Below are 26,647 nucleotides of genomic sequence, written 5' to 3' on the forward strand. Positions count from 1 at the left end.
AATAAGCATTTTGGTTGATTTTGCCTGTATTGTATCGATACAAATAGATTTTAATGAGAAGCTTATTTAAACGAGAGTATATTTGGAGCATGGAGTGGTTGTGGAATTTTATTAAAGAGTACTATATTGATTCGATAGTCTACAAAGAGGGATACAATCCTGTGAACACACTTACGTGGGCAGTAATTTTGATTATCGCAGTTTTTGCAATTTACAAGTTCTTGGAAAAGAGACTGGAAATTGACACCAGGTTTGTCTATGCCAACATTCCGTACATATTTCTGGGGTCATCTGTAAGGGTTGTGGAGGATGCTGGTTTCCTCAAACCTCCCCTCTCCTATGTGTTCATGACACCACTCATTTACATCCTGATTTTTGCAATTGCATTTCCAGCCCTGCTTATATCAGTAAAGAGGTTTGGCAGGGAGTATTACAGACCTTATTCGGCTGTCGGCATCGTTCTGAGCCTCGGTGTGATTGTTTTACTCTTTACGAATCTTTCTGTAGAAAATGGCTGGATAATTCCGGCAGGATTGGCCCTTTCTTTGCTCGGTACCTTTATTTTTTATCTGATCTCTCCAGGGCCGATGAAGAATCAGTTGAGCCTTCTGACAATTTTCTCACACATGTTTGACGGATTTGAGACGTACTTCGGCATTGCGTACCTCGGTTACTGGGAACTCCACGTTCTGCCAAGAATTCTGATAAGCACGTTTGGTCCTGCAATCCTTCCGGTTGTGAAATTCGGTGTTTTTTTTGCCATTCTGTATCTTCTTGATACATCGGATGAGGAGGAAAAGCTAAAGAACTACATCAAGTTTGTCCTAATTGTTCTCGGACTGGCACCGGGTTTGAGGGACGGTATAAGGATGATGTTCGGAACATGAGGATCGTGACACTTCTAACGGACTTCGGGAGTTACTATCCGGGAGTGATGAAGGGTGTAATCTGGAAACTTGCTCCAGAAGCCATCATTGCGGACATAACTCATGAAGTTGAACCGCAGAACATCTTTCAGGGTGCTTTTCTGCTTTATCATTCCTACAGGTATTTCGACGGGGCGATCCATGTGGCAGTTGTTGATCCGGGTGTTGGTAGCGGGCGAAGGGCACTGGCCGTTTTGACTAGAAATAATGTTTTTATCGGGCCAGACAATGGAATACTCTATCCATCAGCTTCAGAGGACGGAATAGTTAAGGTCTACGAGATAAGCGAGAGTGTTTCAGAGCTCGTAGGAACTCTCTCGACAACCTTTCATGGCAGAGATGTGTTCGCTCCTGCAGCGGCTCTCGCTTTAAGGGGGAAATATGAGGGCTATTTTAAGGAGACGGATCGCATGCTAAGGATGGATATTTTCGATTATGCCGTGGGAGAGGAAAGAATCAGGTGCAGGGTGGCGTTTGTTGACAGGTTTGGCAATATTGTGACAAATCTCAGGGCTGAGGATGTGAAGGCAAAAGCCTTTTACTTTGGAGGGGTCAAGTTTCCGGTGGTGAGAACGTACTCTGAAGTTGATCCAGGTGAGCCGCTCGCCCTGATAGGAAGCTTCGGAACCCTTGAATTGAGTGTTAGAGAGGGCAATGCATCCGATTTGGTCGGGATCAGAAAGGGGAATGTTGAGATCGAACTGGAGGTCGTCTGATGGATGAGAAAACCCTCGCAAAAATGATTGAAGCTGTAAACAGGCATATGCCTGCCAGGACAAGAAATCTTGAGGAGATGCTCAGAGAAAAGGACCCCACGATCAGAGCGAAGGATGGTAATGAATACTACATTGAGAAAAAAGAGCTTGAGTTCATCGCACAGTACGTGGATGAGCTGGACCGAAAAAGATTCAGAATACCGATAATTTTAGAAATGAACGATCTGGGTGGCGAGAGGGTCATATATGTAAGGGACAGGTTACATGCTGAGTTTATAAAAAAAGCCTTTGGTTACGACAGGATTCTGAACGGAATCCTGACGATCTACATGTATGAACTTCCGGAGATACGAAGAAAGCTCAGGACAGCCAGTCAGGTAATCTTTCGAATCTCTTTGAAATAGTCTCGAAAAATTGGGGCAGTGATGTTTTGAACGCTTAAAATCAGGGCAGCAGTCCGATATTGCGGTCGGTGATGTGGATAGAGGGGCGAAAATAAAAGATTTTTAGATAAGTTTTTGAACATTCTCGGGGAAATAACCACATGAGGGCAGGTGGGGCAGGTGAACTCTTCGGCACAAACGGTGTTAGAGGAATTGCAAACTCCGAACTCACAGCCGAGCTGGCTCTGGATCTCGGAAGGACTATCGGTACACTGAGGCCTGGAAAAATAGCCATAGCATGTGATACGCGAATATCAAGCTCAATGCTCAAATCGGCTGTCTGTGCCGGAATCATGTCTACTGGAAGTGATGTTGTTGACATGGGTGTTGCTCCAACCCCAGCACTGCAGTTCTACACCAAAATGACGGATTGCAGTGCAGGTGTGATTGTAACAGCGAGCCATAACCCCAGAGAGTACAATGGAATAAAGTTTGTTCAGGAAAATGGAGTCGAGTTTTACAGGGAGATGGATGAGGAGAGCGAGAGAGTGTACATAAGCAAGAAATTTAGACTGGCAGAATGGAGCAGGGTTGGGCAGCTTTACAGAGATGAAATGGGGATAAATAGATATATAGATGCGATTGTCAACAGTGTTGAGCTTGACAGGAGCTACAGGATTGCAGTTGATTGTGGAAACGGTGCTGGTAGTTTCACAACTCCGGAAATACTCAGGAAACTTGAGTGCGAGGTCTACGGTATAAACTGCAATCCTGACGGAAAGTTTCCGGCAAGAAATCCGGAACCAGTTGAAGAGTCTCTTGACCTGCTTAAAAAAGCGGTTGTTGATTTTCGTGCAGATCTGGGTGTAGCGCATGATGGTGATGCTGACAGGGCTGTTTTTGTTGATGAAAAAGGGAATTTCGTAAACGAGGACGTCATGCTGGCTATTATGGCCAAGTACTATGTTGAGAGGAACGGTGGAGGGATAGTGGTAACTCCGGTATCGTCTTCAAAATGTGTTGAGGATGTGGTTAGGGAGGCAGGTGGTGAAATCATCTACACGGTTGTCGGTTCACCAGTTGTTGCGAAGGTGATGATAGAGAAAAATGCTGTTTTTGGTGGGGAAGGTAATGGTGGTCTGATATTTCCCGAGCATCTCGTTGCGAGAGATGGAGGTATGAGCGTTGCGAAGGTTCTCGAGTTAATGGACTCGACAGGGAAAAAGCTGAGTGAGCTTGCCGCAGAGATACCCCGGTACCATATTGTTAAGGGAAAAGTGGAGTGCAGGGACAAGAAAAAGCTGCTGGAAGAACTGAAAAAAGAGTTTCCAGAGGCCAATCACATAGACGGGGCCAGAATCGATTTTGATGATGGGTGGTTGCTGATCAGACCCTCCGGAACGGAACCCATTGCAAGAATCTATGCTGAAGGAAAAACAGCCAGAAGGGCAGAGGAGCTTTATGAGATGGGTAAAAAAGTTGTTGATAGGATTTTAGGTCAGTAGGCTCTGGAATTTTCTGGCCATTCTCATTCCTTTTATTTTTAGCCTCCCGCTCAGCACCCATCTCAGGGTTTTCAGCAGACCTGCCTTTCCTGCTGACAGAGCGTTTATGGTTTCAAAGTCTGCAGATATTACGGCAAATTTGCCCTCCACAGGTTTTCCGTTGTAGACCGTAATCCTGTCCCTGTTGAACTCCACGGTGGCGGATACATCCATGTCGGTCACTTCAACGACCAGCGAGCCCTTGAGGTCTCTCACCACATTACCCTTTGCCGGGTTTTTCGACAGGGATTGCTCGATGAGCTGACCGAGTATCGAGGCAAATCCCTGTTTTTCGTAGGTTACCTCCAGCGGGCTCATCATCAGCTCGTATTTCTCTACAAATGCCCCGCTGCTCACCTTGAATATCGCTGCAAAGAGTCCGAAAAATAGGAGAAACAGGCCGGCAAAACCTAAGAAAAATGCAAGAATCCTGACACCGGAGAGAAAAAGGAACACACCGGCAGCAATAAACAAAATTCCGGCAATCATCCACAACAATCCGAGGAGGAAAGCCTTAAGGGCCAGTTTAAATGCATCTCCCCACTTCATATGCATATTGATGATGATGTTTTTTTAAAGTTTTCCATGTTAAAGCCAGCCAAAGTAAGGACATTTAAATTGCAGCAAACCGTAAAGGATATATTGACTTCATTTCAGTTCGTTTCGATGGTAAGCAAGCCTTTGTTCTATACAACTGCGGTTCTGCTGGGAGTGTTTGCTGCAGTGCTGGGCAGTGTGTTTTTTCACCATAACGACATGTCGGAGCTTCTCAGAACCATTGACAGCGCCAAAATCTATTACTTTTACTCCGATTACTGTCCCCACTGCAGGGAAGTAAAGCCATATATCTCCAAACTTGCCGGGAAATACAGCATTACATACTGCAATGTGCTGGATTTAAGCGATGAGTGTGCTGGAATCAAAAAAAAGCTCAATATTGAATATATCCCCACGCTGGTTTTCATAACAGACGAGAGTAATTACGTTTTCACAGGTTCAAATGAAGTGATAAATGTGATAAATGCTGTAGAGGGGATAAAATGAAGAAAATAGCTCTTATCCTGACACTAGCAGGAATTCTGGATTCTGCGTATCTCCTCTACACAGAGATGCTGCCGAACTGTCCGTTTGGAACCTGTGCGTCGATTTCCATTTTCTTCTTCCCGCCATATGTTCCAGCGTTTCTCGGTCTTGGTTGGTTCATCGCATCTCTCCTCATCTTCACGCTTGGTACCGGAAGTGCAGTCCTTCAGGTATGGAGATTTGCAGGAATTTCAGGCATGGCCTTTCTGGCAACCTATGCGCTGCTCAACAGTTATTTCTGCCCGTTCTGCTTTACAGCTTACGGACTGGGAATACTGCTCGTATGGATTTCCGAAAGGGAGTTCAGCTAGGCTTTCCAGCAGGATATGCCCAATCTGCTTTCCAGCTTTTTTCAATTTTCTCTATCAGATGGGAAAAACCATTGTCAAATTTTGCCTTTTCTTATAATTTCCACCGGTATCCTCCCTCTATGCACGGCAGTTGCAACCAGCGCACCCCTGCATCCCATCTCTTTCAGTCTGAGCAGATCGTCCATTCCCGAGATTCCACCACCGATCATCACAGGGTTTTCGGAAACCTCAAGAGCAATGTTGAGGAGAGAAAAATCGGGCTTCATGGTTCCCACAGAGTGTATAGGAAGGACGATAATGCCCGGGAGATCAAAAGAGTTCAGGAATTCAACTGCTGCCTGCCAGCTTCTGAATCTCCCCGAGGCATCAAGAAATTTCCCTTTAAAATCCAGACTCACATAGCATTTCCTGTCAAGGTGAGTTATGTCGAAGGTTTCAGTACCCACCACGGGGATGAATGGCAGATTTTCAAGTTCTTCTGATCTCCTGAATCCGCAGTCGGCTATTAGCTCATCAACCATCGGAGCGATTTGATGCAGGATATCGAAATTATCTCCTTTGCCCGTTATTCTGTCAAGATCTGCAGCGTAAAGAAATCTTGGCTTGATCTCGGATATAACATCCACAGGCTCGTCCGATTTTACAAGAGAACTCACATGGCTGACGGGTTGATACCTTTCCCTTTCCCCACTCTTTCCAGCAACAACGCTGCCGTTTTTGATGTCAACGACAAAGAACACCCTCATGCTTGAATGTTCGTGAAGGGATTAAAAAGGAAATGTTAAATAAACCACTGTTTACTCATCACAGGTGATACTATGGTTGTGAAAGTTGGAGTTTTGAAGATGGGTGCAATCGGGACTGCTCTGCTTGTCGAATATCTGCTTGATGAGAGGGCTGATAGAGAGGATATTGAAGTTAGGGTAGTTACAAGCGGTGCAAAAATGCAGCCTGAGGAGGCTGTGGTGGCTGAGAAGCTGAAGGAATTTGATCCGGATGTTATTATCGTAATCTCACCAAATGCGGCCTTGCCTGGACCAAAAGCTGCCAGAGAGGCCTTTGAAGGCAAACCTGTAATTGTTATCAGCGATGCACCGGCAAAGAAGGCAAAGGACGAGCTTAAGGAAAAGGGATTCGGTTATATCTTCATTAATGCCGACTCCATGATTGGTGCACGCCGTGAGTTTCTTGATCCGACAGAAATGGCTCTGTTCAACTCAGACGTTGTGAAGGTTCTCGCTGCAACCGGGGCATTCAGACTCGTGCAGGAAGCAATAGATAAGGTTATTGAAGACATCAAGGCAGGAAAGCAGCCCGAACTCCCGCAGGTTGTCGTCACCGCTGAGAGAGCCGTTGCGGCCGGTAAATTCAGCAACCCGTATGCAAGGGCAAAGGCGATGGCGGCATTCTACATTGCAGAAAAGGTTGCTGATATCGACGTTAAGGGCTGCTTTATCGAGAAAGATCCCGAAAAGTACATACCGCTCGTCGCATCTGCCCATGAGATGATGAGGATTGCGGCAATTCTTGCGGATCAGGCAAGAGAGCTTGAAAAGGGCAATGACACCGTCTACAGAAACCCGCACTCAAAAGACGGTGCAATTCTGTCCAAATCCCAGTTAATGGCCAAGCCTGAATGAGAACAAGAATTTTAATCTCAATTTTTATATTCGTATTTCTAATTTTGGTTTATTCCGTCCTTTTTGTTGCAATAATGTTCAACTTCGAGGGAGAGAGTTATACCGTTATTGACGGAATTTACTGGGTCATCTCCACGATTACGACCGTGGGATACGGAGACATATATTTCACATCTCTTCCGGGTAAGGTTTTCTCAGTGGTTGTGATGCTCAGCGGCGTTCTGTACTTCTTTGGATTCTTTGTTCCGTACGCCATAATACCGTGGGCTGAGCAGAGATTCAGGCTCGTTTTGCCAACAGAAATTAAGAATTTGAGGGATCACTTCATCATTTGCGGTTACAATCGCTTCACGAAAGAGTTCTGCAAGATACTCGAGGAGTTCGGAGTAAGCTATGTTGTCGTTGAAAGGGATCAGGAGAGGGTAGGGGAGGCTATGGATGAGGGGGTCAGGTGCGTTTACTCGGATGGTTCGCTGGAGTCTTTCAGGAAGAATGGGGTGGAGCAGTGCAATGCACTCATCATCGGATGGGAGAATCTTGAGGATATTATTGACACACTCCTTACACTGAGGAAATACGGGGCAAGAAAGTACGTAATCTACGGAGACCATACATACACAAGATATCTTCTGTATGCAGGGGCCACAAAGGTGTTCCTCCCCAAAAGTCTGATAGCCTCGAGTACTGCACGAATGATACTTCAGGAAGTTCAAATAGGCAGAATGAGGGAGATCCTCGGTGACATCCATACGATCGAAATTGTTTTACCGAAGAATGTCCCTGTTTCGGAATTTGAGGCCAGGGGCGTCAGGGTTGTGGCAGCCTGTCGCATGGGCAATCTTGAGTTCAATCCAGGCAAAGACAGGATCCTCGAAAAGGGATGTGTTGCTCTTGTGGCAGGGAAAAAGGATTCCTTGGAGGAAATTATACATGAGGGTTCTCATATTAGGCTACGGTGATGTTGGGAGAACTGCTGCCAGAATACTGATTTCAAGGGGAGTTGAGACTGTCGTGGTTGATAAAACTGTTGATGAGACAGTAGCTCTGGATGATGGGGCAGAACTGATAAAGGCCGATGTTACAAACGAGACCTTCTGGGAGGAGATCGAAATTGGCGATTTTGAGGCAGCAATTGTGGCACTTCCAGATGATCTCCATGCCATATTCTGTATCCTGGCTCTGAAGAATAAGAACAGGAATATGAAGATATATGCAAGGTGCAACAACGTGGAAAATGTTGAGAAGATGTATGCGGCAGGTGCCGATTATGTTATCGTTTTACCAATCGTCACTGCCGAGATGATACTTTCGGAGATATTCGGGGAATCCATCAGAAGGAAGATGACCTTTGAGAACATTGATGTTGTCGTTTACACCATAAACAGGGGCTCTCGTGTTCTGGGAAAAACACTGAGGGAGCTTGAGAATTACGGAGTGATTGTCATAGCCGCAGAGTGCGGGGGCGAAATAATAACCGAGCTTGACGCAAAGATCAGGGAAGGTTGTAGAGTTGCAGTTGCTGGCAGGAAGGAAGACCTCATCAAAATTGAGGTAGAGCTGAGCATGGCGAAAGAAAAAGATTAAGAATTATCAAATCAACATCCTGCATGGTCAGAGTTTACGTTCTGGTTGATAACAAGGTGGTGGATTTGAGACCTCCAGGGATGAGGGCAGAATGGGGTTTTTCAGCGTACATTGATGCCGGAGATCCGGTTTTAATGGATGCCGGACAGTCAGATGTGGCCTTCAGAAATATGCTTGCTCGCAATCTAAAAATCCCTCAGAAAATGGTGATCAGTCACGGACATTACGACCATACGGGTGGGCTGGCAAACATCCTAAGGCCGAAGATGAAAATATATGCCCATCCCAACGCCTTTCTGCCCAGGTTCTACAGGAAGATGCATGTGGGAATTCCCTACGTCAGGGAGAGGATAGAATCTGTTGCGGAGGTTGTTGAGCACAGAGAGCCTGTGGAGGTTGCGAAGGGTGTTTGGGCGCTGGGTGAAATTCCAAGAAAGTATGAGGAGGCACTTCTGGAGGACTCTTACATTGTGACCGGCGGTAAAAAAGAATTTGACAGAATTCTTGACGATACAGCCGTTGCGGTGAAGACAGATGAAGGAATCCTGCTGGTTCTCGGCTGCTGTCATGCCGGGTTGAGAAATACAGTTGAGTATGCCGAGGAGATTACCGGTGATGAGGTGAGGTACATAATTGGCGGCACACACCTTATAGCCTTCAAACCGGACGAAATGTCTGAGATAATAAAATGGCTTGGCGACAAGGTTGAGAAAATAGCGCCGTGCCATTGTACGGGTTTGAACAATGAATTTCTGCTTAAAGAAAAGCTTGGAGATAAGTACATGATGGTCGGGAGCGGGAGTGTTTTTGAAGTTTAAATTTTTGTAAAATAGGATGTCAGGCCAGGCTTAAAAACAAATCTCGTCTCTCCACAATTTTTCTCTCAACAGCCTTCACTTCATCTCCTGCAGCCAGAATGGAAACCAGTGGATCCTCCCTTCGGTAGAGCTCACCTTTATTCGGTACGTCCGCAAAGAAAGGATTTCCAGTAAAATCCGTTCTGATTTTCATGTCACGGGGGGAAAAGAGCACGGCCCTTATCGCGAACCTTTTTGGCCTTGGTTTTTCCGGAACTTTCCCGTTAAAAGCTCCTGCGTGCATCTCAAATACATTAACATCACAGCTCCATTCTATGCTGTCCAGAGAACCCTGAAAACGAGGATTGATCTCAAGGATGTAGGGCTTATCCGACAAAACAAAGTCCACACCCACCGATCCTGAAAGATCAAAAAGCTCCACAACCTCAACTGCAAGCTCCTCCAGTTTTTTTCTTTTTTCTTCCGCCACCACCAGAGGAGTGAGGTTTCCTGAGTATCTGAATTCCCCTGCGTTCATTTTATCCCACCCTGCATAAATGAGGTTGCAGGCAATCGGAACGGCTTTACCTTCTGATGCAATAAGAGATACACTGCATGGCAGACCTCTGATGAATTTCTGCTTTACGTATCCCTTTGGAACACTCTTCGAGATTCTCACCTCCTCCCCACCCCCGCCCCTCCGGGGTTTAACTATACCACTCTCATCATCGGACAGAAGCTCTGGAAATGGTAGGCCCGCTCTTTCAAGCCTTCTGTAGAACCTCAGTTTGTCTGTAACCTCCAGTACAGTTTGGGGATCATTGCATAGGAACTCTCCCTTAACGTTGAGAGTTTCGAAGCCAGAACAGAGCACGATTTTAGCTCCCAGCTCCTCGGCTTTCGCCTCAACGAGTTCCGCTGCCGCATCATCATCAATACTGAAAATCTCATTACAGTATATCTGCAGGTCTGCGTCAGCAAATTTTGTCAGAGCGTAAACTTCCCAGCCCGTTTTTCGTGCAGATTCCGCAACATTTCTTACATTGGTACCGGCTAAGAGCACTTTTTCAGACATCTTATTATGACATCCTCCTCTTCAGGGCGGTATATTTCCTCCATGCTGCCTTCCCCCAGGACGTCAAGTCCCCTTATCACAACGACGGGGATCCCGTCCCCCCCTTCCCCCATCAGAAGATTGGCGAAGGCAGCAATCTCGTCTGCAACGCACTCCACCGTAACCTCAAGTTCTCTGCCGTAGAGATCCTTCTCTCCCACCCAGTCCCTCATTGCTTTGATTCCGGCAACACCGATGGCAAAGCCCACAACACCCCTCCTGAAACATCTTCCGTTTGTGTCCGTGATCACAACGCCAACACTCTTTCCGGTAAGTTCCTTTATCCTGTCCCTCAGTCTTTTTGCACTCTCGTCCGGCTTGGTGGGTGGGAGAATGATTCTACCTTCATCAATGTTGCTGCCGTCAATTCCAGCATTCACGCAGACATTCCCGAACTTTGCCTTAACCAGAAGAAATGGAAAATCGAGCAGAATTTCATGGCTTTCTTCAATAACAGCCTGTATGAACTCTGGAGGCTTTCCAAGCTTTCTGGAAAGAATCAGTGCCTTTTCTGATGGGTTATAGCTGCTTAGCTCTCTCACTCTGCCTTCAGCCTTGGAAACAACTGTAGAGCACACAACAACAACATCACCATCGGCGAGATCGACTTTATCGGCGATCATCTCCGCTATATCGTCGCCCTCCTTTATTATAGGCAGACCCCTGACGGGGATGATCTCCACTGACTCAGACCTCATGTTTCGACAGAAATTCGAAGATTATATCGAATATCTCCTCCCTGTCGAGCAACTGCTGAACTGCCCCCTGCGCAAGATCCTTCCTTCCACCCCCGCTCCCCTTTGCCACTCTGCCTATCTCCCTCATGAGTTCTCTGGCATCGTATTTCTGACCGCTGAAGGTTACGACAAAGACCTTACCCTCACCCTTGGCCATCAGACATCCAACGGCACCTCTGGATGCAAGAAATTCGGCAACCTTCTGAAGAACCTGCATATCGCCATCGATCACCTCTGCCACGACCTTCACAGAGTCAAATTCCTCGGCCCTTGAAAGAAGGCTTTCGGCTTTAACATCTGCAAGCTCAGCCTTAAGCCTGTCAATCTCCTTTTTCTGCTCTTTCCACTCCTCAAAGAATCTCTCAACAGTTTTCGGCAACTTTGCCGGTTCAACCCTGAGTATTGAGCTCGCTTCCTTCAGTATTTTTTCCATTTCCTCAACAGCCTCTATCGCTGCCTCTCCAGCAGCATACTCGAATCTGATAACTCCGTCCTGTATCGACTCCACTCTGAGGATTTTGAGCATACCTATCTCGCCAGTGGATCGGCAGTGAGTGCCTCCACACGCCTGAACGTCATCCCCAACCTGCACTATTCTTATCTCTCTCCCCGGTGGAACACCGCCCTGATAGAGTCTGAAGCCAAACTTTCTTTCAGCTTCAATTCTATCCATCCATTCCCATTTAATTGGCTTGTTCGCCAGAATTTCCCTGTTTGCAAGCATTTCTATCTTCTTTATCTCCTCCTCACTCGGCCTTCTGAAATGGGTTATATCAAGCCTGGCCTTGCCGTACTCCTTTCTGGCACCAGCCTGCCATGCATGCTTTCCGAGTATTTTCTGGATTGCGTACAGCAGTACGTGTGTTGCAGAGTGATGTCGCATGTGTCTCCATCTCGTTTCCCCATCTATTACCCCTCTAACCTTTGTGCCGAGTTCGGGTCTGAATCCTCTGATTTTGTGCAACACCACCCCATCAACCTCTTCAACATCGGTCACCTCTATCTTTTCATTGTTCACGATAAGAAATCCCACATCGTTATCCTGACCTCCGCTTTCTGGATAGAATGCACTTCTGTCAAGGATTACGTAGTCGTCCTCCACCCCAATAACGTTCGCTTCAAACTCCAGAAGTGTCGGATCGTCGTAATACAGCTTCTCCGTTTTTGGATAAGCCTTTTTAAGCTTTATTTCTGTCTCCTGAACCTTTTCGGCTTTCGAGTGCCTTGAAGCAAGTTCAGCGTAGAAATCTTTGGGCATTTCGACCTCGCCACCTTTTTGTCGGGCAATGTTTACTGCGAGCTCTGCAGGTACACCGTGAGAGTCGTAAAGCTCGATCAGATCTTCCTTTTCAAGCTTTTTCTTTCTTTCAAGAAGTCTTTCAACAAGTCTTATTCCTTTCTCGACCGTGGATGCGTACCTTCTTTTTTCTATGTCCAGAATCTCCTGAATCGTTTCGAGAGGAACATCAAAATCAAATTTCAGTATGTTATTGTGCATCTCAACAAGTTCGAAAACGTCAATGCTGACACCGAGCTCTTCAGCCAGTCTCAGGCTGCGCCTTATCATCAGTCTCGCCAGATAACCTGCTCCGGCATTTGAAGGTATGAGTCCATCGCCGAGCATGAAAAGGATGCACCTTGTGTGGTCAGCAAGTGCGTAAACCTTCTCGAGTGGTACGACAATACCCTCAAGCTCTTCAACACTAACCCCGACCATGTCTGCAACGCTTTTCCTGAGCTTGACAAGTCTCTCTCCTCTCAGCTCGCCCATTATTCCGGCCAGTCTGGAACTCTCGGAAACAATTCTTCTTACGTGCTCGTCTTCTCTGTCAAATCCAATGCTGCTGCTTTCGATGATTCTATCCACGACATCCGGAAAAATTGCGTCGTACACTGTAGGCGTACCCTTGCTTGCCCATACAAACCTCTCCAGCCCATAACCGGTGTCAACAATGTAATTGTCCATTTTTCTGTATTTCTCGCCCTTGATTTCTATGTTTCCGTCAGGATGCTCTTCCAGATTCATAAAGACAAGTGTGGCGACCTCAAGCCCGCCAACAATTGCCTCCAGACATGGTCCGGCATTTCCTCCGCCTGCCCAGGGCTCTTCCTTGTATATGATTTTCTCCTTATCAACACCCAGCAATTCGAGAAGCTCCGTGCAGTACGCAACAGTCTCGTTTTTCCAGTATACCTCTCTCTCAGGATTGTTGAATGCGTGGTGGGCCATCATCTCAAAAAGCGTGAGGTGCCTTCCTGTTCTACCAACGCTGTCGAGATCATCAAGCCTTATACATGGCTGGGATATCGTGAGGGGATTTGCTGGAGGGGGAGCTACACCGGAAGTTACAAAGGGCTGAAAATCGGCAATCGAAGCGATTGTGAGAAAAATGTCAGTCCTCCATCTTGCGACCACCGGGTATCTGTCAATTCTCCCGTGCCCCCTTTTCTCAAAAAAGCTGAGGTAGAATTCTCTCATCTCGTCCAACTCATATTCTTTTTTGAAGACGGGGTTCCCTATGAAGCTGTAACTCTCACACGGTGGATCTCCGCAAATTTCTCTGCTCTCGTCTGCAGTCCAGAAATACTTTCCACACTTTGGACACTGCTTTCTGACGAAGCCGTTTTCTGTGAGGAATGTGATATCCAGATACTCTTCTTCCAAGCTCATCGGATGTTTTTAGCATTGCATGTTTATATTGATTCTGTTTACTATCATGTTGATTCAGAAGGACAGTGTGCAGTAATTACAAGGGAAAGGTTATGAGAAAGGTAGCCCCGGAAGAACTGTCTTCAACTGTAACGCTACCTCCGTATTTCTGCATAAGGGAGTTCACGATGTACAGCCCCAGGCCACCTCCTCCGGTAGAGTATCCCTCCTGAAATATGTTTTCTCTGACATTTTCCGGAATTCCGATTCCATCGTCTGAAACTTTTATCTCACAGTGACCCACTTTTTCAACAATGTTAACTTCAATCCTCCTGCTTTTCCCGTGCCTTACCGAGTTGCAGATAAGGTTCTCAACCACCGAGTATATCCCGTCATCCGCAGTAACCTCACAATCTCCAGAAATTTCCAGTTCAATTTCGTAGTGTTTTCCAACATTTTCAAACACTTCCCTAACCGAAAAAGGTTTCATTTCGTTACCGCTTCTTATCAGCATTTCAAGATCCTGCATTCTGTTAAGAATTTGTATGCAGCTCTCGATACTCTCCAAAGCTCTTTTCAGAATTGTTTCATCCCTGTGTGTGAGATAGATGTCAAGGAAGCCAAAAGCAGCAGAGAGCTTGTTGGACAGATCGTGCCTTATAATCTTTCTCGTTAGCTCAACGAATTTTTCAACCTCCTCTCTCTTTCTCTCTGCAATCTTTTTCTCCGTGACATCAAAAACGCTGCAAAGTATGGCCGGTTCCCCACCGTATATCGCCGGAAGGGGTCTTAATGCAACCCACCCATCGCTCCCATCTTTTTTGGTGATCAGAAGTATGAGCTCGAACGGCAATTCACCCATATCACCCTCTAGAGCTTTTTTGGTAAATTTCATCATGGCATCTCTCTGATCCTTATCTGCAATAAGCTGAAATGGGTTCATTGATCTGAACTCCTCTTCAGAATAACCGCTTATCCTGGACAGTTCTCTGTTTGTGAATACAAACCTGCCGTTCTGAAATACGTAAATACCCACTTTCAAATTATTTAGCATTTCTTTTCCAAATTGAAAGTCTAAATTTAACATAATTTCATTCGATTTACATCTAAATAACTTTTTTCGTAGGTTAAAGTTTTAAGCTGAGGTGTCAGGTTTATTAATGGTGGGCTAGGCCGGGGGGTTCGGCGTCCCCTGTAACCCGAAACCGCCGATATGCGGGGGCCGAAGCCGAGGGAAGGTCTGTCGAGCGGATGGCAGCGGCTCCGGGTGTTGTAGAGTCTCCGTCCCGGAGGGTCGGCGGTTATGGTCGGGCTGCCCGGAGGGGCTGTCCGCCATATTTGCCGGGGGGAACGGCCCAGGCCCGGAAGGGAGCAGGCTAACCCCGGACGTCCGGCGCTTCCGGGGGTGCGGGGAGGAGACACCCGGAGCTTCAAGCCATCCGTAAGGCAGATCGACCCGAGGCGTGCCCACCTATTTTCAGTTAAATTGAAAAATCCACACGCTGAGGTGGGACAATGTTTCTGCGATTTATAAACGAGGTGAAAAGGACTCTCGGTGAGTATGGTGATGAAAGATTTCTCAGAGAGAGCGAACATTCTGATCTGGCTTCAACGATCTCATTTAAACTTGCTAAAGAATTGAGAAAGAGTCCTAAAGAAGTGGCAGATGAAATCGTTCAGAAAATTGAGATTGAAAGCGATTATATCGGGAGCGTTGAGAGTACGAACGGGTACATAAACTTCTTCGCAAGTTACGATTTTCTCGAAGATACCGTAAATGTAATCCTTGATGAAGACGAAAATTACGGGCATCTGAACCTGGGAGGGGAAATTCTGGTTGAACACACGTCTGCAAACCCCGATGGCCCTCTGCATATCGGCCATATTAGGAACTCAATCATAGGAGACACAATTGCCAGAATTTTGAGGAAAGCTGGTGTGGATGTTAAGACGCACTATTATGTGAACGATATGGGCAGACAGGTAGCGATAACAGTTCTGGGAGTTGAAAAGTTTGGTCTTACCGGGAAGAAGCCAGACCATGCTATCGCAGAAGCGTACATTAACGCAAACAGGTTGCTGGAGAGCCGTCCAGAACTCGAAAGGTACGTTGAGGAGCTGATGCTGAAATATGAAGGCGGGGATGAAGAGGCAGTCAAGAAATTTAGGAGCGTAGTGGGCAAAGCTCTTGATGGAATAAAGCAGACTTTAGACCGAATTAACGTAACACATGATAGGTACGTGTGGGAGAGCGAGTTCATCAGGAACGGGTACGTTGAAAAGGTCCTGAAAGCTATTGATGGGAAAGGTCTTATAAAAAAGGATGGAGCATGGATAATAGAGCTTGAGGATTTTGAAAAGGAGGTTGTTGTGCGGAGGGAGAATGGTACAACTCTCTATATTACAAGAGATCTGGCCTACCATCTCTGGAAGAATGAGAACTTCGATAGGTTCATAAATGTTCTGGGTTCTGACCACAAACTCTACGTTTCACAGCTCTCCAGAATTCTCGAAATCGTTGGTTTAAATCCACCTGAGGTCATATTTTTCGAGTTTGTGTCCCTCCCTGAAGGAAGTATGAGCACAAGAAGAGGAAAGTTTATCTCCGCTGATGAGCTGATATCCAAGGTTTTGGAGGAGGCGGAGAAGATAATTGCAGACAGGGATATGGATGAGGAGGAGAAAAGGAAAATTGCAGAAGCTGTGGCGGTAGGAGCGGTGAGATTTGATTTCGTAAAGGTTGCACCGGAAAAGCCAATGACCTTTGACTGGGCCAAAGCACTGGACTTTGAAAGGCAGACGGCAAGCTACATCCAGTACAGCCATGCAAGAGCATGCAGCATTCTGAGAAAGGCTGTTGAAGGTGGTATGCCTGATCTCGAGTTCAAGGGTGAGCTTTGCAATGCTGAAGAAAGAAGACTTGTGATGCTTCTCTCAAAAATGCCGTACGTGATAAGCAGGGTTGTGGATGAACTCAGGCCCAATGTTTTTGCTGAGTATGTTCTGAGTGTTGCTGCAGCATTCAACGAGTTCTATCGCAGCAACCCCGTCCTGAAGGCCGAATCAGAGGTTAGAATGCACAGGCTGGCGATTGTGGATGCAACCCGCATCGTTCTCAGAAACGGACTGGAACTTCTGGGCATTGAACCTCTTGAGAGGATGTGATTTTGATAATGGAATTTATTTATTTGTAGGAGTAAAAATTAAATTATTTAAAAATTTATTGTAGATGGGACTATTACAAGAAAGAAAATCAAGATTAGGGCAAGCAATAGCAGCGGAATCAGTATTAGAAGTTTTCTCTTTCTCATTTTTCCAGCCCCGTAATTACGTCTCGCTTATTCCATTAATGTTGTTGTATATCTTCTGCCAGCATGAGTCGCACCATGTATTCGTTCCCATAATCGCCCAGCAATAGTTCATTATGCACCTATCATGCTCCCAGCAGTATCTGCCCATATCATCGGCATTGAAGTTGTGAGATATCTCATGCTGAGCGATGATGTCCAAAGGTAAAACCCAGCATGAGTAATATCCGCTCTCAGCTACTCCGACGCTGAAGTAACCATTTATATAGGCGTACCCACAATAGTTATCGTCAGCTGTTTTTATCCATCCGATCACCATATCATTCTGTGGATCTCCATCGTTTAAAGTGTACCTGACCCAATCCATATCTTCCTTTAAATCTTGGAGATAATCGCTTAATTTCTTCGTGTACACATCGCTCGCATCCCAGTTATTTACAACAAAATAATAGTCGAGTGTCGCAGCATCATTAAACTGCTGAAACCTTCTGTAACCATCCAACGTTGCATAGAGGTAATCTATGCTACTTGGCGCATCACCACCTGCAGCTTCCACGATCCAGAGATAAAGGGCGTTGTTCTTAAGTTGAGGTCCCGTATCTGACGTCGTTTTTACTGATGATTCTTGATTGAGCTTAATGCTCAAATCAAATTTTGGTATCCTGCCGCCTCTAACAAGTTCCTCACCCAGTCGTTTAGCATACTCTTTGGGGACAGGAATGCCATCTATAACCACCACTTTCGGATTCAAAGGATCGACACCGTACCTTTTCATGTATTCCTTTCTTGCCCTTTCCACAATATCTGAAAATTCAGATGCAGTCAATACTTTAAACCCCATCCTCTCCAAAATTGATGGTGTCATTTTCGTTAAGTCTGTCAACCACGCCCCCGCTTGGCGATATTCTACCCATAACGACGTATGGTCCGTCTAGTACATCATCCAAGAAGTGTGGCAGTTCACCCCGTGCAAATTTTATGTCGTTCTCCGTTATGTTGTATTTCGCATACAGAACATGCAGCTCTTTTTCCGTGAAGTCTTTAGGATGTTTTAGCCCTGTATTGGTTTGTTTCGGTGTAGCCAATGCATTGACCATACCTAATACCAAAGCTGGCACCAAAATCAAAGCTAACAGTGACCAAGCTTTTTTCACTTCATCACCTCCTCAACTTTCTATCAGTTAGATATGTATATTAGTTATCAAGTGGTATTTAACAATTTTGACTGCTCCAATCTACGTTGAAATAACGAAAAATTATAGGCTGATCGTTTTGATGCTTTTCAAGCAGAATGAAATCTTAGGTGTAAGTATTTTAACCCAGTAATTTCAATCATTTTTAAGAACTCTCTTAATAAACCTGATTTAAAGAGTATCGTGGGATGTGAAGGGGACTCTGTCATTCTCTCAAGCCTCTGCCTTGAATCTCTGTGGCTCATCGATAAAGCATAATAGATGGCTATTGCAGCTATGTCTGGCTGGTAAAGTCTTTTCCCGTCGAATTCTATTAAGTTATAGAGAGGACAGAAAGTTCTGCCTGTCGATTTGTCTTTGACCCTGCTAACTTTAAAGGTTGTTTTTCCAAGCTGCGTTAAAATCGTCCTCCTCTCTTTTTGATGTTTGTGGTATTCATTCTTTCCGTATCCTTTCTGCATTGAGGAGACCAAAAGGCAGTCTATTTCCTCCAGAACTCTCCCCAGAATTGCAGCTTCAAGTCATTTTAGAGCAGATGTCAGCTCCTGAATGGGAATCTTTTTATTCTGTATGTCTATGGTTAACTGTAGGGGCATATCTATCCGGAGCTGCATGGGTGGGGTTAAAATCCTGTTTAATTTCCAAGGAAGATGTAACAGCACCTAAATTTTTATGTTCTAAACACTTACTTAAACGAAAAATTATTGTAGATTGGGGCGTATATTGTTTGGTGAGAAAGATGTTAAAGGGAATACCTTCTACGATGAATGATGACTACCAGCTTAACACCACAAGAATAATTCAGTATGCGGCCAGAATCCATCCGAAGAGGGAGATATCATCAAGAACAATTAAGGGTATGCTCAGATACAACTATGCTAAAGCTTATGAGCGTATTTGTGCGATTGCCAATGCCCTCGAAGAGCTTGGTATTAAGGCAGGAGATGTTGTTGGCATAATGGGTTTCAACACCCATAGATTTTACGAGAGCTACTTTTCTGTTCCCGGACTGGGAGCGGCTTTGCTTGAGCTCAACATGCGATTGCCTCCAGCGGATTTGGGCTATGTGGTGGAGCACAGTAATGCTAAAGCTCTTCTTGTGGATGATCTTCTGGTGTCCTATGCAGAAATGCTGGCACAGCAGCATGACTTCGAGTTCTTTGTTGTTATGAGTGACAGAGAGGTGGAAACAAAGCTCGATCCTGTTTACAGCTATGAGGAGCTTGTTGAAAAAAGCAAAAAGGAAAGGGAATGGGATGAGATCGATGAGAGAAGTACGGCAACAATATGCTAACACATCCGGAACAACTGGAAGGCCGAAGGGAGTGTACTATTCACACAGATCTGTTTACCTCCATGCATGGGGAGGTGTGGCAAATCTGGGGATAAGGGCTGAGGACTGCGTGATGCAGATCGTGCCCATGTTCCATGCGAACGGCTGGGGCGGGCATATCGGCGGGACAATGGTTGGAGCAAAACTCGTGTTTCCCGGATTCTTCACGCTGCAAAACGCCGATCTGCTGGTCAACCTTATTGTAGAGGAAGGTGTTACCGTAACAATGGCTGCACCGGTCATACTAATCCCGATGCTGGAGTATCTGAGAAAGCTTGAACCCAGACCTGATCTCAAAGGGCTCAGGATAGGCTCGGGAGCTTCAGAACCTCCGGTGGCGATGATGAAGGGTTTTGCGGAGTTTGGTGTTGAAATAGTACACGCATACGGTGCTACGGAAACGAGTCCACTAGTCACGATGAATTTCGTCAAACCTGAGCTTGATCTGAGTGAGGAGGAGTACTGGGAGCTGAAAAGGTGTCAGGGACTTCCGGTTTTGGGTACGGAGGTGAAGATTGTTGATGCAGAGGGCAACGAACTGCCATGGGATGGTAAGTCGATGGGCGAACTGCTGATAAAGGGTTTGTGGGTTACCAGAGAGTACTATAACGACGAGAGGACAAGGGATAGCTTTACTGATGGGTGGTGGAAGAGTGGTGATGTAGCCGTAATCACCCCTGAAGGGTACGTTAAAATCGTGGACAGGGTTAAGGATGTTATAAAAAGCGGTGGAGAGTGGATAAGCAGCGTTGATCTCGAAAACTACCTGATGGCTCATCCTGCTGTTTACGAAGCCTGTGTGGTTGCTGCGGAACACCCCAAATGGCAGGAAAGACCGGTAGCCATAGTCGTGCTGAAACCTGATTACAGGGGAAAGATTGCATCAGCGAATCTCAAAGAGTTTCTCGGTCAGAGGTTTTCAAAATGGCAGTTACCAGACGACATAATCTTTGTGGACGAAATTCCAAAGACAAGTGTAGGGAAATTTGACAAAAAGCTGCTCAGAGAAAGATACAGAAAATATCTGATGGAAAAAGTAAATAAAAATTAAAGTTCCGTCAGAATTTCGTCCAGCAGCTTCAAGTAATCTTCTTCTTTTTTCCAGAGGTTGCCAAAGCTCATGTCTGCATTCGGATGATAGTAGCGGTCGATTGCAAGAGCTCTGATGTGCGGGGCGAAGTTCTTGATTGCGGCAAGCATCTGGGAGCCGTGGTAGTAGATGGTTCCAAGCATGAGGACAAGGTCGTAGTTACCCTGCCCGTCAAATCCCTGCCACTCGGGGTCGAGAAGGAACTGGGTCAGTTCATGCAGTACCGCATACTTGACCTTTCCGTCAACTCCTGCCTCAACAAACCTCGTTATTGCACTTCCCGTTGCCACCACTGTGATATCCTTCTCAACGAATTTCAGAACTCTCTCGAACATCTCATCCGTTATGTCCGGTCCAACGATGAGCAGAGGCCTCTTTGCCCTCTTTATCATGTTCGCCACAGGTTTGCCCTTCTCAAGCAACGTCGCCATCTTCGGCCCGGGAATGTTTGCCGCATCGAAAGGCTGTTCAAACGCTTTCGGCATCTTCACCACCTCACAGCGTCATGAACCCTTCCTTAAACAGCCTTTCCACGTTCGTCGGGTTGAAACCTGCATAGTAGGGTCTTATCGGTCCCTCAACGATCTTCTTCTTCTCCCAGTCGATCTTCCAGCCGTGCTTGTCTTCGAGCTCCTTCAGCAGCTCCTCCTTCTTGGCGAGAGGCAGGTCAGCCTCACTCCTCACGAACAGATGCCAGTCGTCGGGCATTCTTTTGAGGTACTTCAGGCTGAGGTCGAGATAATGTGTCAGCTTTATCGATCTTCCCTGAGAGGTATCGTTGGGGCGGAAGCAGAGCTTGGCCATCAGCGGAATTGCCTCTTCAACAGTTTCTGCTGCAACAAGCAGGTCCTGTGGAGCTGGCTCTATTCTAACCTTCTCCCCGCTCCTCACATCGTAAACCATCCAGTCCTCGTCGTTGTATGGTCTGCCAAGAAATGCTCTGCGGTACTTGCTTCCGTGCGGCCCGACAACTACAGGAATGCCGAGTCTGTTAACTCCGGTTGCAATTGAAGCAGCCTTCTGGCTGTAGGCTCCCCAAGCCAGACCGCATGCACCAAGTCTGTTAAGGATGTAGTCCGCAATCTCCTCAAAATTCGCCCTGATGTTCCTCTTTGCGAAAATTCTCGCAACCTTTATCGCTGCACCGTGGATGTGAGCATTAGCAACGCAGCTACCGAGGTTGGCAACACAGCCACCGTCGAAGTCATCCGGATATCTCTCGTAAACTGTCTGTCCCTCCTCGTCCTTGTACAGTCCAGCATCCATGGCCATACAGCCAGTTGTGACGACGATGTAGTTTCTCGAAGCGAATTCGTTCATGAACGTGTATGCATCCTTTGTTCCGTTGGGGTAGTTGCTGCATCCTACGATAGCAATAACTCCCGGAATCGTACCCAGAACGATCGGAGCACCAACGTTCCTGATCTCCGAGTCCCTAACAGGACCTCTACCCCTCCTGACTTTGCCCTTCTCGTTGATAATTCTGTTCCAAGCGGCGAAGTTGAACATGTCTATGATGGGTATGTTCTTCGGACACACCTGCTCGCATCTGCCGCATGCTATGCAGATGTCCCACCTCTCCTCGAGCTTACTTCTATCTCCATTTTCAGCAGCTTCCATAGCCTCTCCAATCCTGATCCCCTGCGGACATGCTATCGTGCAGTTTCCGCACTGTGTGCAGGCTTTGGCATAGTTCATGAACTCTTCCTCGCTCAGAACCGGCTTGAAGTCTTCACCTCTCTGCTTTCTCCTCGCCCTCGCAACCTCAACCGCCACCTCACCAACTTTCAGCGGATCGAGGATAACACAACCAACGTTGCCATCAAGCAGGTACTTGATGATCTCTTTCGGATCCTTACCCGTCATATCCGGCAGACCGTGCATGGCTTTCTCGTTTGTGCATATAACCGGAATTCCGAGCTTTTTGGTGTGGTAAAGAATGTCTGCCCTTATGCACTGCTCGTCAATAACGATGACATCCGCAATTCCTGCCCTTATCGCCTTAAGCTGTCTGCCAAGAGCTCCAACAATCTTTGCCTTCTCGTAGTATCTGCTCATGTCGTGGGCTGTGCAGCAAATTCCTGCGAGCTCTACATCGTTCTCCAGTCCGTTGTTGTCGATGTAGTCGGCAATATTTATTGCTGGAGGAGCGTGATGACCTATAACAAGAACGACGGCTTTGTTTCTGTCAATTACTCCCATTCCAATCTCTATTAATGGCTGGTTGCTCTCCCCCTTTGGAAAGCCAAAAGCACAGATCTGGGCGATGTCTGCAATCTCCTTACCCAGAGCATCCATCATTCCCAGATGTAGAGCCTTGCTCTCAAAGTCAAGATAACTCCCCTCCTGTCCGGTATGGACGGCATCCATTACCTGAGTTATCTGCTCCTCCACATATCTCAAAGCCTTTTCAAGGTCGGCAAGCGTTTTCGGCTTTATTCCTGTGATAAGCTCTGTCAGCGGAGCAACCTCTGCAATCTCTGGCCCGAGATCAACCGGAATTTCATCGAGCTTCTTTCCGGTCATGTGTACAATATCGTGAAGCATGTGCCTTGCATGCCCTGTGTGACAGGTTGTTCCCATTGCAACGGCTATCGTCACAATCCTGCCCGTCTGGGCTGCGAGGTCAATTCCGCACGCTCCTCTCTTGTTGCCCGTCAGATCACACTTGCCCATCGTACACAGGCAGCACATGTCGCATGCTGGAGCGTAGAATGGCTTGTACCTTTTTAGAAGGAAGAAATCCCAGTCTCTGAGTGTTGCGATGCCTGGCATTGGGGTTGGGCCCATTGGAGCCCATTCCTCCTCCTCTTCAACAACTTCTCCGATTTTTATGCTTACGTTCTTTAATTCATCTATAACAAAAGTTCCTTTTCCGAGCTCAAGCACCATGTAATCACCTCTTCTCTGGCTGCTGTTTTTTTAAGTAATTAAGAACTTTTCGATTTGTTTCGCTCAAACCGGTGGATAACACGTTTTTTTGGAATGTTAATACCAATTCCATTATATTTTATCATTATTCATTGAGACACCCGGCTCTCAATTATTTAGGATAACCGAAAGATTTAATAGCATTTAGGTTACCCTAATAGTAATGACAGTACTCCCATTGTCAGCACTCAGAGAAGGGCAGGAAGGCAGGATCGTTGCAGTAAATGGTGGTAGGGGCTGTACTGTTCGATTGATGTCAATGGGAATAGCTCCTGGAAAGAAAATCAAGATCGCAGGAAGGAGGGGAGGAGCCTTACTTGTCTCTGTTAATGGCACGAAGTTTGTTGTCGGAAGAGGTCTGGCGATGAAGGTGGCAGTTGATGTTGGGGAAAAGGGCTGAAGACTATCTGGAGGCTATTTACTCTCTGAGCAGGGAGAAAGGTTATGCTAAGGTTATGGAGCTGGCAGAAATGCTGGATGTCAAGCCTGCCACCGTTTCCGAGATGCTGGATAAACTTTCCAGAAAAGGATATGTTGTGTACAGGAAAAGGCATCATGTAACACTGACTGAGAAAGGCATAGAAGAGGCAATGAAGCTCAGAGAGAAAAGAAATTTGGTGATTAAGTTTCTTACTGCTCTGGGTGTTCCTGATCACGTTGCCGAGAAAGATGCGTGTGCTCTCGAACATGTTCTGCATCCTGAAACGCTCGAACAACTAAACAATTTCGTCCGTTTTATAGAATCCAGCCCTTCAGTCAGTCCAAAGTGGCTGGATCACTTCAGAGAGTTTTGCAGAACAGGAAAACATCCATGCCTGAAGCAGAGGTGAATTTTTTGAAGGTGGCGATGGTTGGGAATCCCAATGTTGGGAAAACGAGTTTGCTCAATGCTCTGACCGGCGGTAACTTCTCTGTGGGCAACTTTCCGGGCGTTACAGTTGAAAAGAAAGAAGGTAAAGGTAAGATTGACGGAAAGACCGTTACATTTGTTGATCTGCCGGGCATTTACAGTTTTCAGGCGGAAAGCATTGATGAACAGGTGGCAAGGGACTATTTAATCAAAGAAAAGCCCGATCTGATTCTCAATGTTATAAACGCTCTGAACATTGAGAGAAACCTGTATCTGACTCTTCAGCTTACGGAATTTGGAATACCCATGATCGTCGTTCTCAACATGATCGACGAGGCTAGGAAGGAAGGAATCAACATTGATGCCGAAAAGCTGAGTGATCTTCTGAGGGTGCCTGTTGTCGAGACCTCTGCCGTTAGGGGAGAGGGCATCCAGGAACTCAGGAGGGAAATACTGAGGGGCGGGAGGATACCCAGGGTATATCATGGCAGCATTGAAGAAATAGTGAAGATGGCCGAGGACATTGCAAGGGAGGTTGTGAGAGCAGGAGGTATCGGAAAGTCGGAATTTGAAGAAGCTCTGGATGAAGTCTTTATGGACAGACATCTCGGAATTCCGATTTTTCTTTCAATCATGTGGATGATGTTCGTATTTACCTACTCTGTCGCTCAGCCTCTGACCGATTTGCTTGGCAGCCTGTTCGATAGCATCGCATCTCATATTGCCGGACTGGGTGGATGGTTTTTCTCCATGCTGGGTAATGGTGTTGTTGCTGGAGTTGGCAGTGTTCTTTCGTTCGTTCCGAACATAGTCTTCCTGTTCCTTTTTCTTTCTCTGCTTGAGCTGAGCGGTTATATGCCCAGAGCTGTCTTTCTTGTTGACGGATTCATGTCCAGATTCGGGTTAAATGGGAGATCCGTAATTCCTATCATAATGGGTTTTGGTTGCAATGTTCCGGCTGTTCTTGCGACAAGAAGCATTGAGGACAGGAAGGTCAGGATAGCCACAGTGCTGGTAAATCCCTTCATCTCCTGTTCTGCAAGACTTCCGATATATATCCTATTTGCCGGTACCTTCTTTCCCGAGAGTGGAAGTCTCATAATTATGGCGCTCTATTTAACCGGTGTGGTGATAGCCCTGGTTTCAGCTTTGATACTGAGAAACTCGCTGCTCAAGGGTGAAAGCGAGTTTATCATGGAACTTCCACCCTACATGCTTCCGAACACCAGAGAACTCTGGCTCATGACATGGAGCAGGACAAAGCACTTCATTCAGAAAGCCGGTACGGTAATTCTGGTTATGTCGGTGGTGGTATGGTATATAACAAACTATCCGGGAGGGAATATAGAGAGCAGCTATGCAGCGATGCTGGGAAAGGCGATCCAGCCACTATTTTCGCCAATGGGCTGGAGCTGGGAACTTGTTCTTGCTTTGATATCTGGATTTGTCGCAAAGGAGGTCGTTGTTGCTACAATTGGTGTTTTGAATGTGGATATATCCAGTATTATGAGTCCGACTCAGGCCTTCGCTTACATGCTGTTCACTCTTTTGTACATGCCATGCGTTGCAACAATATCAGCGATCAGGGCTGAGATCGGAGCAAGGTGGGCGGCGTTTGCGGTTTTATTCAGCTTTTCAGTTGCGTACGTTATATCCATCCTTGCAACGGTGGTGGGAGCATGGTTCTAGCTCTTGTTTTCACCCTTTATTTCCTCCTTCTTACGGTTATGGAGGTAGTGTCGGCCCTGCACCTCTACAATCTGGAGGGAGGATCGCTGATGAATGCTTTTGTTCTTGGGACGATAACGGCAATATACCTTAAAGGACTGGTGGTTAAAAAGAGCTCGTACGCAACTGTAGCTTCACTGATTGCAGCATCCTTCTCGACGTTGATGATTCTCGTCTATCTGGTATCGGGGAGCTTCAGCTTTGGAATGCTGGGGATACTCGCACTTCCCCATGCTGTTAAAAAAGTTAGATAAAAAATTACCTCTCAAGATCCCTTTTCAGCTCCTCAATCCTTTTTGTGATATCCTTGAGTTCAGCTTCAAGGTCTTCTTTCATCGCCTCAAGCATCTCCAGCTCATCCTCGGGCCTGTATGTCGGAGAGGGTGGATAGAATGGAGGCTGTTCCCACCAGCCCCATCTCATCCATCCCGGCAAGCAGGTGGCTCTGTACCACCATCTCCAGCCTCTACCACCCCATCCGGGCATCCACCAGGGCATCGCAATCACCTCCTGCCTCTACTTCTCCCTCTACCTCTTCTCCAGAATCCAAATCTGCCAAACCATCCGAACCATCTGCCACCGAAAGGAGGATACACTGAGCGGTTCATGAATCCGGGCCTGCTGTAGCCGGAGCAGAAGCCAGCCCTTCTTCCAGTTCTTGGCCCCCTTCCCCAGGGGCCAGTTCCATCTCCACCCGGCATGCTATCACCTCAAGTTTAAAGTTGTACA

The 26,647-nt window shown here is 46.5% G+C and carries 30 protein-coding genes and 1 other RNA gene; 18 read left to right on the top strand and 13 right to left on the bottom strand.

Annotated elements, in window-relative coordinates:
* Window positions 1-89: 89 nt before the first annotated feature.
* The 4 genes from JFQ59_RS04475 (at window position 90) to glmM (ending at window position 3,530) form a co-directional block, all read left to right on the top strand.
* On the top strand, window positions 90-887 hold the full coding sequence (locus tag JFQ59_RS04475; RefSeq protein ID WP_230972303.1) for a DUF63 family protein: 798 nt from the start codon (window positions 90-92) through the stop codon (window positions 885-887).
* Window positions 884-1,642 (top strand): SAM hydrolase/SAM-dependent halogenase family protein, encoded by a 759-nt coding sequence (locus JFQ59_RS04480; RefSeq protein ID WP_202319221.1) that lies wholly within the window; start codon window positions 884-886, stop codon window positions 1,640-1,642. The genes JFQ59_RS04475 and JFQ59_RS04480 overlap by 4 nt, the downstream gene beginning before the upstream one ends.
* Window positions 1,642-2,046: a DUF61 family protein gene (locus tag JFQ59_RS04485; protein ID WP_202319222.1), complete on the top strand. Its 405-nt coding sequence runs from the start codon at window positions 1,642-1,644 to the stop codon at window positions 2,044-2,046. Before JFQ59_RS04480 ends, JFQ59_RS04485 begins: the two co-directional genes overlap by 1 nt.
* A gap of 140 nt (window positions 2,047-2,186) precedes the next feature.
* Window positions 2,187-3,530 carry a phosphoglucosamine mutase gene (glmM, locus tag JFQ59_RS04490; protein WP_202319223.1) on the top strand — a complete coding sequence of 448 codons (1,344 nt, stop codon included), beginning with the start codon at window positions 2,187-2,189 and terminating at the stop codon, window positions 3,528-3,530.
* On the opposite strand, the gene JFQ59_RS04495 is transcribed toward glmM, so the two are convergent.
* Entirely contained in the window at window positions 3,519-4,118 is a 600-nt protein-coding gene (locus JFQ59_RS04495; protein WP_202319224.1) for an SCP2 sterol-binding domain-containing protein, read from the bottom strand. The two genes, glmM and JFQ59_RS04495, sit on opposite strands and share 12 nt — an antisense overlap.
* Window positions 4,119-4,235: 117 nt before the next feature.
* On the opposite strand from JFQ59_RS04495, the gene JFQ59_RS04500 reads away from it, so the two are divergent.
* Both JFQ59_RS04500 and JFQ59_RS04505 read left to right on the top strand, forming a co-directional pair.
* The gene (locus tag JFQ59_RS04500) at window positions 4,236-4,613 is read left to right on the top strand and encodes a thioredoxin family protein (protein WP_202319225.1); all 378 of its coding nucleotides are present in this window, start codon (window positions 4,236-4,238) and stop codon (window positions 4,611-4,613) included.
* Complete coding sequence (locus JFQ59_RS04505) at window positions 4,610-4,963, top strand: hypothetical protein (RefSeq protein WP_202319226.1); 354 nt, start codon at window positions 4,610-4,612, stop codon at window positions 4,961-4,963. Before JFQ59_RS04500 ends, JFQ59_RS04505 begins: the two co-directional genes overlap by 4 nt.
* A 74-nt stretch (window positions 4,964-5,037) precedes the next feature.
* Here JFQ59_RS04505 and JFQ59_RS04510 read toward each other — a convergent pair whose 3' ends face one another.
* On the bottom strand, window positions 5,038-5,709 hold the full coding sequence (locus tag JFQ59_RS04510; protein WP_202319227.1) for a HisA/HisF family protein: 672 nt from the start codon (window positions 5,707-5,709) through the stop codon (window positions 5,038-5,040).
* 72 nt (window positions 5,710-5,781) lie between these two features.
* On the opposite strand from JFQ59_RS04510, the gene JFQ59_RS04515 reads away from it, so the two are divergent.
* Genes JFQ59_RS04515 through JFQ59_RS04530 form a run of 4 tightly spaced genes read left to right on the top strand, consistent with a single transcriptional unit; the run spans window position 5,782 to window position 9,005 of the window.
* Window positions 5,782-6,603 (top strand): F420-dependent methylenetetrahydromethanopterin dehydrogenase, encoded by an 822-nt coding sequence (locus JFQ59_RS04515; RefSeq protein ID WP_202319228.1) that lies wholly within the window; start codon window positions 5,782-5,784, stop codon window positions 6,601-6,603.
* A gap of 44 nt (window positions 6,604-6,647) precedes the next feature.
* Window positions 6,648-7,562 carry a potassium channel family protein gene (locus tag JFQ59_RS04520; protein WP_202319229.1) on the top strand — a complete coding sequence of 305 codons (915 nt, stop codon included), beginning with the start codon at window positions 6,648-6,650 and terminating at the stop codon, window positions 7,560-7,562.
* Window positions 7,534-8,187 carry a potassium channel family protein gene (locus JFQ59_RS04525; protein ID WP_202319230.1) on the top strand — a complete coding sequence of 218 codons (654 nt, stop codon included), beginning with the start codon at window positions 7,534-7,536 and terminating at the stop codon, window positions 8,185-8,187. Before JFQ59_RS04520 ends, JFQ59_RS04525 begins: the two co-directional genes overlap by 29 nt.
* Window positions 8,188-8,210: 23 nt before the next feature.
* Window positions 8,211-9,005, top strand: a complete 795-nt coding sequence (locus JFQ59_RS04530; RefSeq protein WP_202319231.1) for an MBL fold metallo-hydrolase — start codon at window positions 8,211-8,213, stop codon at window positions 9,003-9,005.
* Between the two features lie 19 nt (window positions 9,006-9,024).
* Here JFQ59_RS04530 and JFQ59_RS04535 read toward each other — a convergent pair whose 3' ends face one another.
* From JFQ59_RS04535 to JFQ59_RS04550, 4 genes are all read right to left on the bottom strand, one after another.
* Entirely contained in the window at window positions 9,025-10,059 is a 1,035-nt protein-coding gene (locus tag JFQ59_RS04535) for an ATP-grasp domain-containing protein (protein WP_202319232.1), read from the bottom strand.
* A complete protein-coding gene (gene cofE, locus JFQ59_RS04540) occupies window positions 10,038-10,796 on the bottom strand; it encodes a coenzyme F420-0:L-glutamate ligase (RefSeq protein ID WP_202319233.1) in 759 nt (252 codons plus the stop codon). The genes JFQ59_RS04535 and cofE overlap by 22 nt, the downstream gene beginning before the upstream one ends.
* Window positions 10,786-13,506 (bottom strand): alanine--tRNA ligase, encoded by a 2,721-nt coding sequence (gene alaS, locus JFQ59_RS04545; protein WP_202319234.1) that lies wholly within the window; start codon window positions 13,504-13,506, stop codon window positions 10,786-10,788. The genes cofE and alaS overlap by 11 nt, the downstream gene beginning before the upstream one ends.
* Window positions 13,507-13,582: 76 nt before the next feature.
* Window positions 13,583-14,572: a sensor histidine kinase gene (locus tag JFQ59_RS04550; protein ID WP_330999842.1), complete on the bottom strand. Its 990-nt coding sequence runs from the start codon at window positions 14,570-14,572 to the stop codon at window positions 13,583-13,585.
* Window positions 14,573-14,646: 74 nt separating this feature from the next.
* Between JFQ59_RS04550 and ffs the strand changes: the two genes are divergently transcribed.
* Window positions 14,647-14,958: signal recognition particle sRNA (gene ffs, locus JFQ59_RS04555), an RNA gene on the top strand.
* 42 nt (window positions 14,959-15,000) lie between these two features.
* The gene (argS, locus tag JFQ59_RS04560) at window positions 15,001-16,650 is read left to right on the top strand and encodes an arginine--tRNA ligase (protein WP_202319236.1); all 1,650 of its coding nucleotides are present in this window, start codon (window positions 15,001-15,003) and stop codon (window positions 16,648-16,650) included.
* A 162-nt stretch (window positions 16,651-16,812) separates the two neighbouring features.
* Here argS and JFQ59_RS04565 read toward each other — a convergent pair whose 3' ends face one another.
* From JFQ59_RS04565 to JFQ59_RS04575, 3 genes are all read right to left on the bottom strand, one after another.
* Window positions 16,813-17,619 carry a zinc-dependent metalloprotease family protein gene (locus JFQ59_RS04565; RefSeq protein WP_202319237.1) on the bottom strand — a complete coding sequence of 269 codons (807 nt, stop codon included), beginning with the start codon at window positions 17,617-17,619 and terminating at the stop codon, window positions 16,813-16,815.
* A gap of 4 nt (window positions 17,620-17,623) precedes the next feature.
* Window positions 17,624-17,890, bottom strand: a complete 267-nt coding sequence (locus JFQ59_RS04570) for a hypothetical protein (protein ID WP_202319238.1) — start codon at window positions 17,888-17,890, stop codon at window positions 17,624-17,626.
* A 185-nt stretch (window positions 17,891-18,075) separates the two neighbouring features.
* Window positions 18,076-18,495, bottom strand: a complete 420-nt coding sequence (locus tag JFQ59_RS04575) for a UPF0236 family transposase-like protein (protein WP_330999845.1) — start codon at window positions 18,493-18,495, stop codon at window positions 18,076-18,078.
* Between the two features lie 230 nt (window positions 18,496-18,725).
* On the opposite strand from JFQ59_RS04575, the gene JFQ59_RS12550 reads away from it, so the two are divergent.
* Both JFQ59_RS12550 and JFQ59_RS12555 read left to right on the top strand, forming a co-directional pair.
* Window positions 18,726-19,280 (top strand): AMP-binding protein, encoded by a 555-nt coding sequence (locus tag JFQ59_RS12550; RefSeq protein ID WP_269140560.1) that lies wholly within the window; start codon window positions 18,726-18,728, stop codon window positions 19,278-19,280.
* Window positions 19,252-20,370 (top strand): AMP-binding protein, encoded by a 1,119-nt coding sequence (locus tag JFQ59_RS12555; RefSeq protein WP_269140557.1) that lies wholly within the window; start codon window positions 19,252-19,254, stop codon window positions 20,368-20,370. Before JFQ59_RS12550 ends, JFQ59_RS12555 begins: the two co-directional genes overlap by 29 nt.
* Here JFQ59_RS12555 and cdhB read toward each other — a convergent pair.
* Together cdhB and cdhA are read right to left on the bottom strand one after the other, a co-directional pair.
* Window positions 20,367-20,894 carry a CO dehydrogenase/acetyl-CoA synthase complex subunit epsilon gene (gene cdhB / locus JFQ59_RS04585; protein WP_202319240.1) on the bottom strand — a complete coding sequence of 176 codons (528 nt, stop codon included), beginning with the start codon at window positions 20,892-20,894 and terminating at the stop codon, window positions 20,367-20,369. The genes JFQ59_RS12555 and cdhB overlap by 4 nt on opposite strands.
* A gap of 10 nt (window positions 20,895-20,904) precedes the next feature.
* Window positions 20,905-23,301, bottom strand: coding sequence for a CO dehydrogenase/acetyl-CoA synthase complex subunit alpha (cdhA, locus tag JFQ59_RS04590; RefSeq protein WP_202319241.1), 2,397 nt, complete (start codon window positions 23,299-23,301; stop codon window positions 20,905-20,907).
* A 202-nt stretch (window positions 23,302-23,503) separates the two neighbouring features.
* Here cdhA and JFQ59_RS04595 point away from each other — a divergent pair, with 202 nt between their 5' ends.
* Genes JFQ59_RS04595 through JFQ59_RS04610 form a run of 4 tightly spaced genes read left to right on the top strand, consistent with a single transcriptional unit; the run spans window position 23,504 to window position 26,172 of the window.
* Window positions 23,504-23,740: a FeoA family protein gene (locus JFQ59_RS04595; protein ID WP_202319242.1), complete on the top strand. Its 237-nt coding sequence runs from the start codon at window positions 23,504-23,506 to the stop codon at window positions 23,738-23,740.
* Window positions 23,721-24,170 carry a metal-dependent transcriptional regulator gene (locus JFQ59_RS04600; protein WP_202319243.1) on the top strand — a complete coding sequence of 150 codons (450 nt, stop codon included), beginning with the start codon at window positions 23,721-23,723 and terminating at the stop codon, window positions 24,168-24,170. Before JFQ59_RS04595 ends, JFQ59_RS04600 begins: the two co-directional genes overlap by 20 nt.
* Before the next feature lie 11 nt (window positions 24,171-24,181).
* Window positions 24,182-25,879, top strand: coding sequence for a ferrous iron transport protein B (feoB, locus tag JFQ59_RS04605; protein ID WP_330999846.1), 1,698 nt, complete (start codon window positions 24,182-24,184; stop codon window positions 25,877-25,879).
* Entirely contained in the window at window positions 25,870-26,172 is a 303-nt protein-coding gene (locus tag JFQ59_RS04610) for a hypothetical protein (RefSeq protein ID WP_202319244.1), read from the top strand. Before feoB ends, JFQ59_RS04610 begins: the two co-directional genes overlap by 10 nt.
* 4 nt (window positions 26,173-26,176) lie before the next feature.
* Here JFQ59_RS04610 and JFQ59_RS04615 read toward each other — a convergent pair whose 3' ends face one another.
* Window positions 26,177-26,416, bottom strand: coding sequence for a DUF5320 domain-containing protein (locus tag JFQ59_RS04615; RefSeq protein WP_202319245.1), 240 nt, complete (start codon window positions 26,414-26,416; stop codon window positions 26,177-26,179).
* 5 nt (window positions 26,417-26,421) lie between these two features.
* A complete protein-coding gene (locus tag JFQ59_RS04620) occupies window positions 26,422-26,619 on the bottom strand; it encodes a DUF5320 domain-containing protein (protein WP_202319246.1) in 198 nt (65 codons plus the stop codon).
* Window positions 26,620-26,647: the final 28 nt, after the last annotated feature.

This window comes from Archaeoglobus neptunius (assembly GCF_016757965.1).
GTDB lineage: Archaea > Halobacteriota > Archaeoglobi > Archaeoglobales > Archaeoglobaceae > Archaeoglobus > Archaeoglobus neptunius.

Coding starts and splice junctions, on each gene's coding strand:
- cofE (WP_202319233.1), bottom strand. CDS start 10,796: ATGAGGTCTGAGTCAGTGGAGATCATCCCCGTCAGGGGTCTGCCTATA.
- JFQ59_RS04475 (WP_230972303.1), top strand. CDS start 90: ATGGAGTGGTTGTGGAATTTTATTAAAGAGTACTATATTGATTCGATA.
- JFQ59_RS04510 (WP_202319227.1), bottom strand. CDS start 5,709: ATGAGGGTGTTCTTTGTCGTTGACATCAAAAACGGCAGCGTTGTTGCT.
- JFQ59_RS04570 (WP_202319238.1), bottom strand. CDS start 17,890: ATGGTCAATGCATTGGCTACACCGAAACAAACCAATACAGGGCTAAAA.
- JFQ59_RS04500 (WP_202319225.1), top strand. CDS start 4,236: ATGGTAAGCAAGCCTTTGTTCTATACAACTGCGGTTCTGCTGGGAGTG.
- JFQ59_RS04620 (WP_202319246.1), bottom strand. CDS start 26,619: ATGCCGGGTGGAGATGGAACTGGCCCCTGGGGAAGGGGGCCAAGAACT.
- JFQ59_RS04535 (WP_202319232.1), bottom strand. CDS start 10,059: ATGTCTGAAAAAGTGCTCTTAGCCGGTACCAATGTAAGAAATGTTGCG.
- JFQ59_RS04595 (WP_202319242.1), top strand. CDS start 23,504: ATGACAGTACTCCCATTGTCAGCACTCAGAGAAGGGCAGGAAGGCAGG.
- cdhB (WP_202319240.1), bottom strand. CDS start 20,894: ATGCCGAAAGCGTTTGAACAGCCTTTCGATGCGGCAAACATTCCCGGG.
- JFQ59_RS12550 (WP_269140560.1), top strand. CDS start 18,726: ATGTTAAAGGGAATACCTTCTACGATGAATGATGACTACCAGCTTAAC.
- JFQ59_RS04485 (WP_202319222.1), top strand. CDS start 1,642: ATGGATGAGAAAACCCTCGCAAAAATGATTGAAGCTGTAAACAGGCAT.
- glmM (WP_202319223.1), top strand. CDS start 2,187: ATGAGGGCAGGTGGGGCAGGTGAACTCTTCGGCACAAACGGTGTTAGA.
- JFQ59_RS04530 (WP_202319231.1), top strand. CDS start 8,211: ATGGTCAGAGTTTACGTTCTGGTTGATAACAAGGTGGTGGATTTGAGA.
- JFQ59_RS04610 (WP_202319244.1), top strand. CDS start 25,870: ATGGTTCTAGCTCTTGTTTTCACCCTTTATTTCCTCCTTCTTACGGTT.
- JFQ59_RS04495 (WP_202319224.1), bottom strand. CDS start 4,118: ATGAAGTGGGGAGATGCATTTAAACTGGCCCTTAAGGCTTTCCTCCTC.
- JFQ59_RS04600 (WP_202319243.1), top strand. CDS start 23,721: ATGTTGGGGAAAAGGGCTGAAGACTATCTGGAGGCTATTTACTCTCTG.
- JFQ59_RS12555 (WP_269140557.1), top strand. CDS start 19,252: ATGAGAGAAGTACGGCAACAATATGCTAACACATCCGGAACAACTGGA.
- JFQ59_RS04615 (WP_202319245.1), bottom strand. CDS start 26,416: ATGCCCTGGTGGATGCCCGGATGGGGTGGTAGAGGCTGGAGATGGTGG.
- JFQ59_RS04515 (WP_202319228.1), top strand. CDS start 5,782: ATGGTTGTGAAAGTTGGAGTTTTGAAGATGGGTGCAATCGGGACTGCT.
- alaS (WP_202319234.1), bottom strand. CDS start 13,506: ATGAGCTTGGAAGAAGAGTATCTGGATATCACATTCCTCACAGAAAAC.
- JFQ59_RS04505 (WP_202319226.1), top strand. CDS start 4,610: ATGAAGAAAATAGCTCTTATCCTGACACTAGCAGGAATTCTGGATTCT.
- JFQ59_RS04480 (WP_202319221.1), top strand. CDS start 884: ATGAGGATCGTGACACTTCTAACGGACTTCGGGAGTTACTATCCGGGA.
- JFQ59_RS04550 (WP_330999842.1), bottom strand. CDS start 14,572: ATGTTAAATTTAGACTTTCAATTTGGAAAAGAAATGCTAAATAATTTG.
- cdhA (WP_202319241.1), bottom strand. CDS start 23,301: ATGGTGCTTGAGCTCGGAAAAGGAACTTTTGTTATAGATGAATTAAAG.
- argS (WP_202319236.1), top strand. CDS start 15,001: ATGTTTCTGCGATTTATAAACGAGGTGAAAAGGACTCTCGGTGAGTAT.
- JFQ59_RS04525 (WP_202319230.1), top strand. CDS start 7,534: ATGAGGGTTCTCATATTAGGCTACGGTGATGTTGGGAGAACTGCTGCC.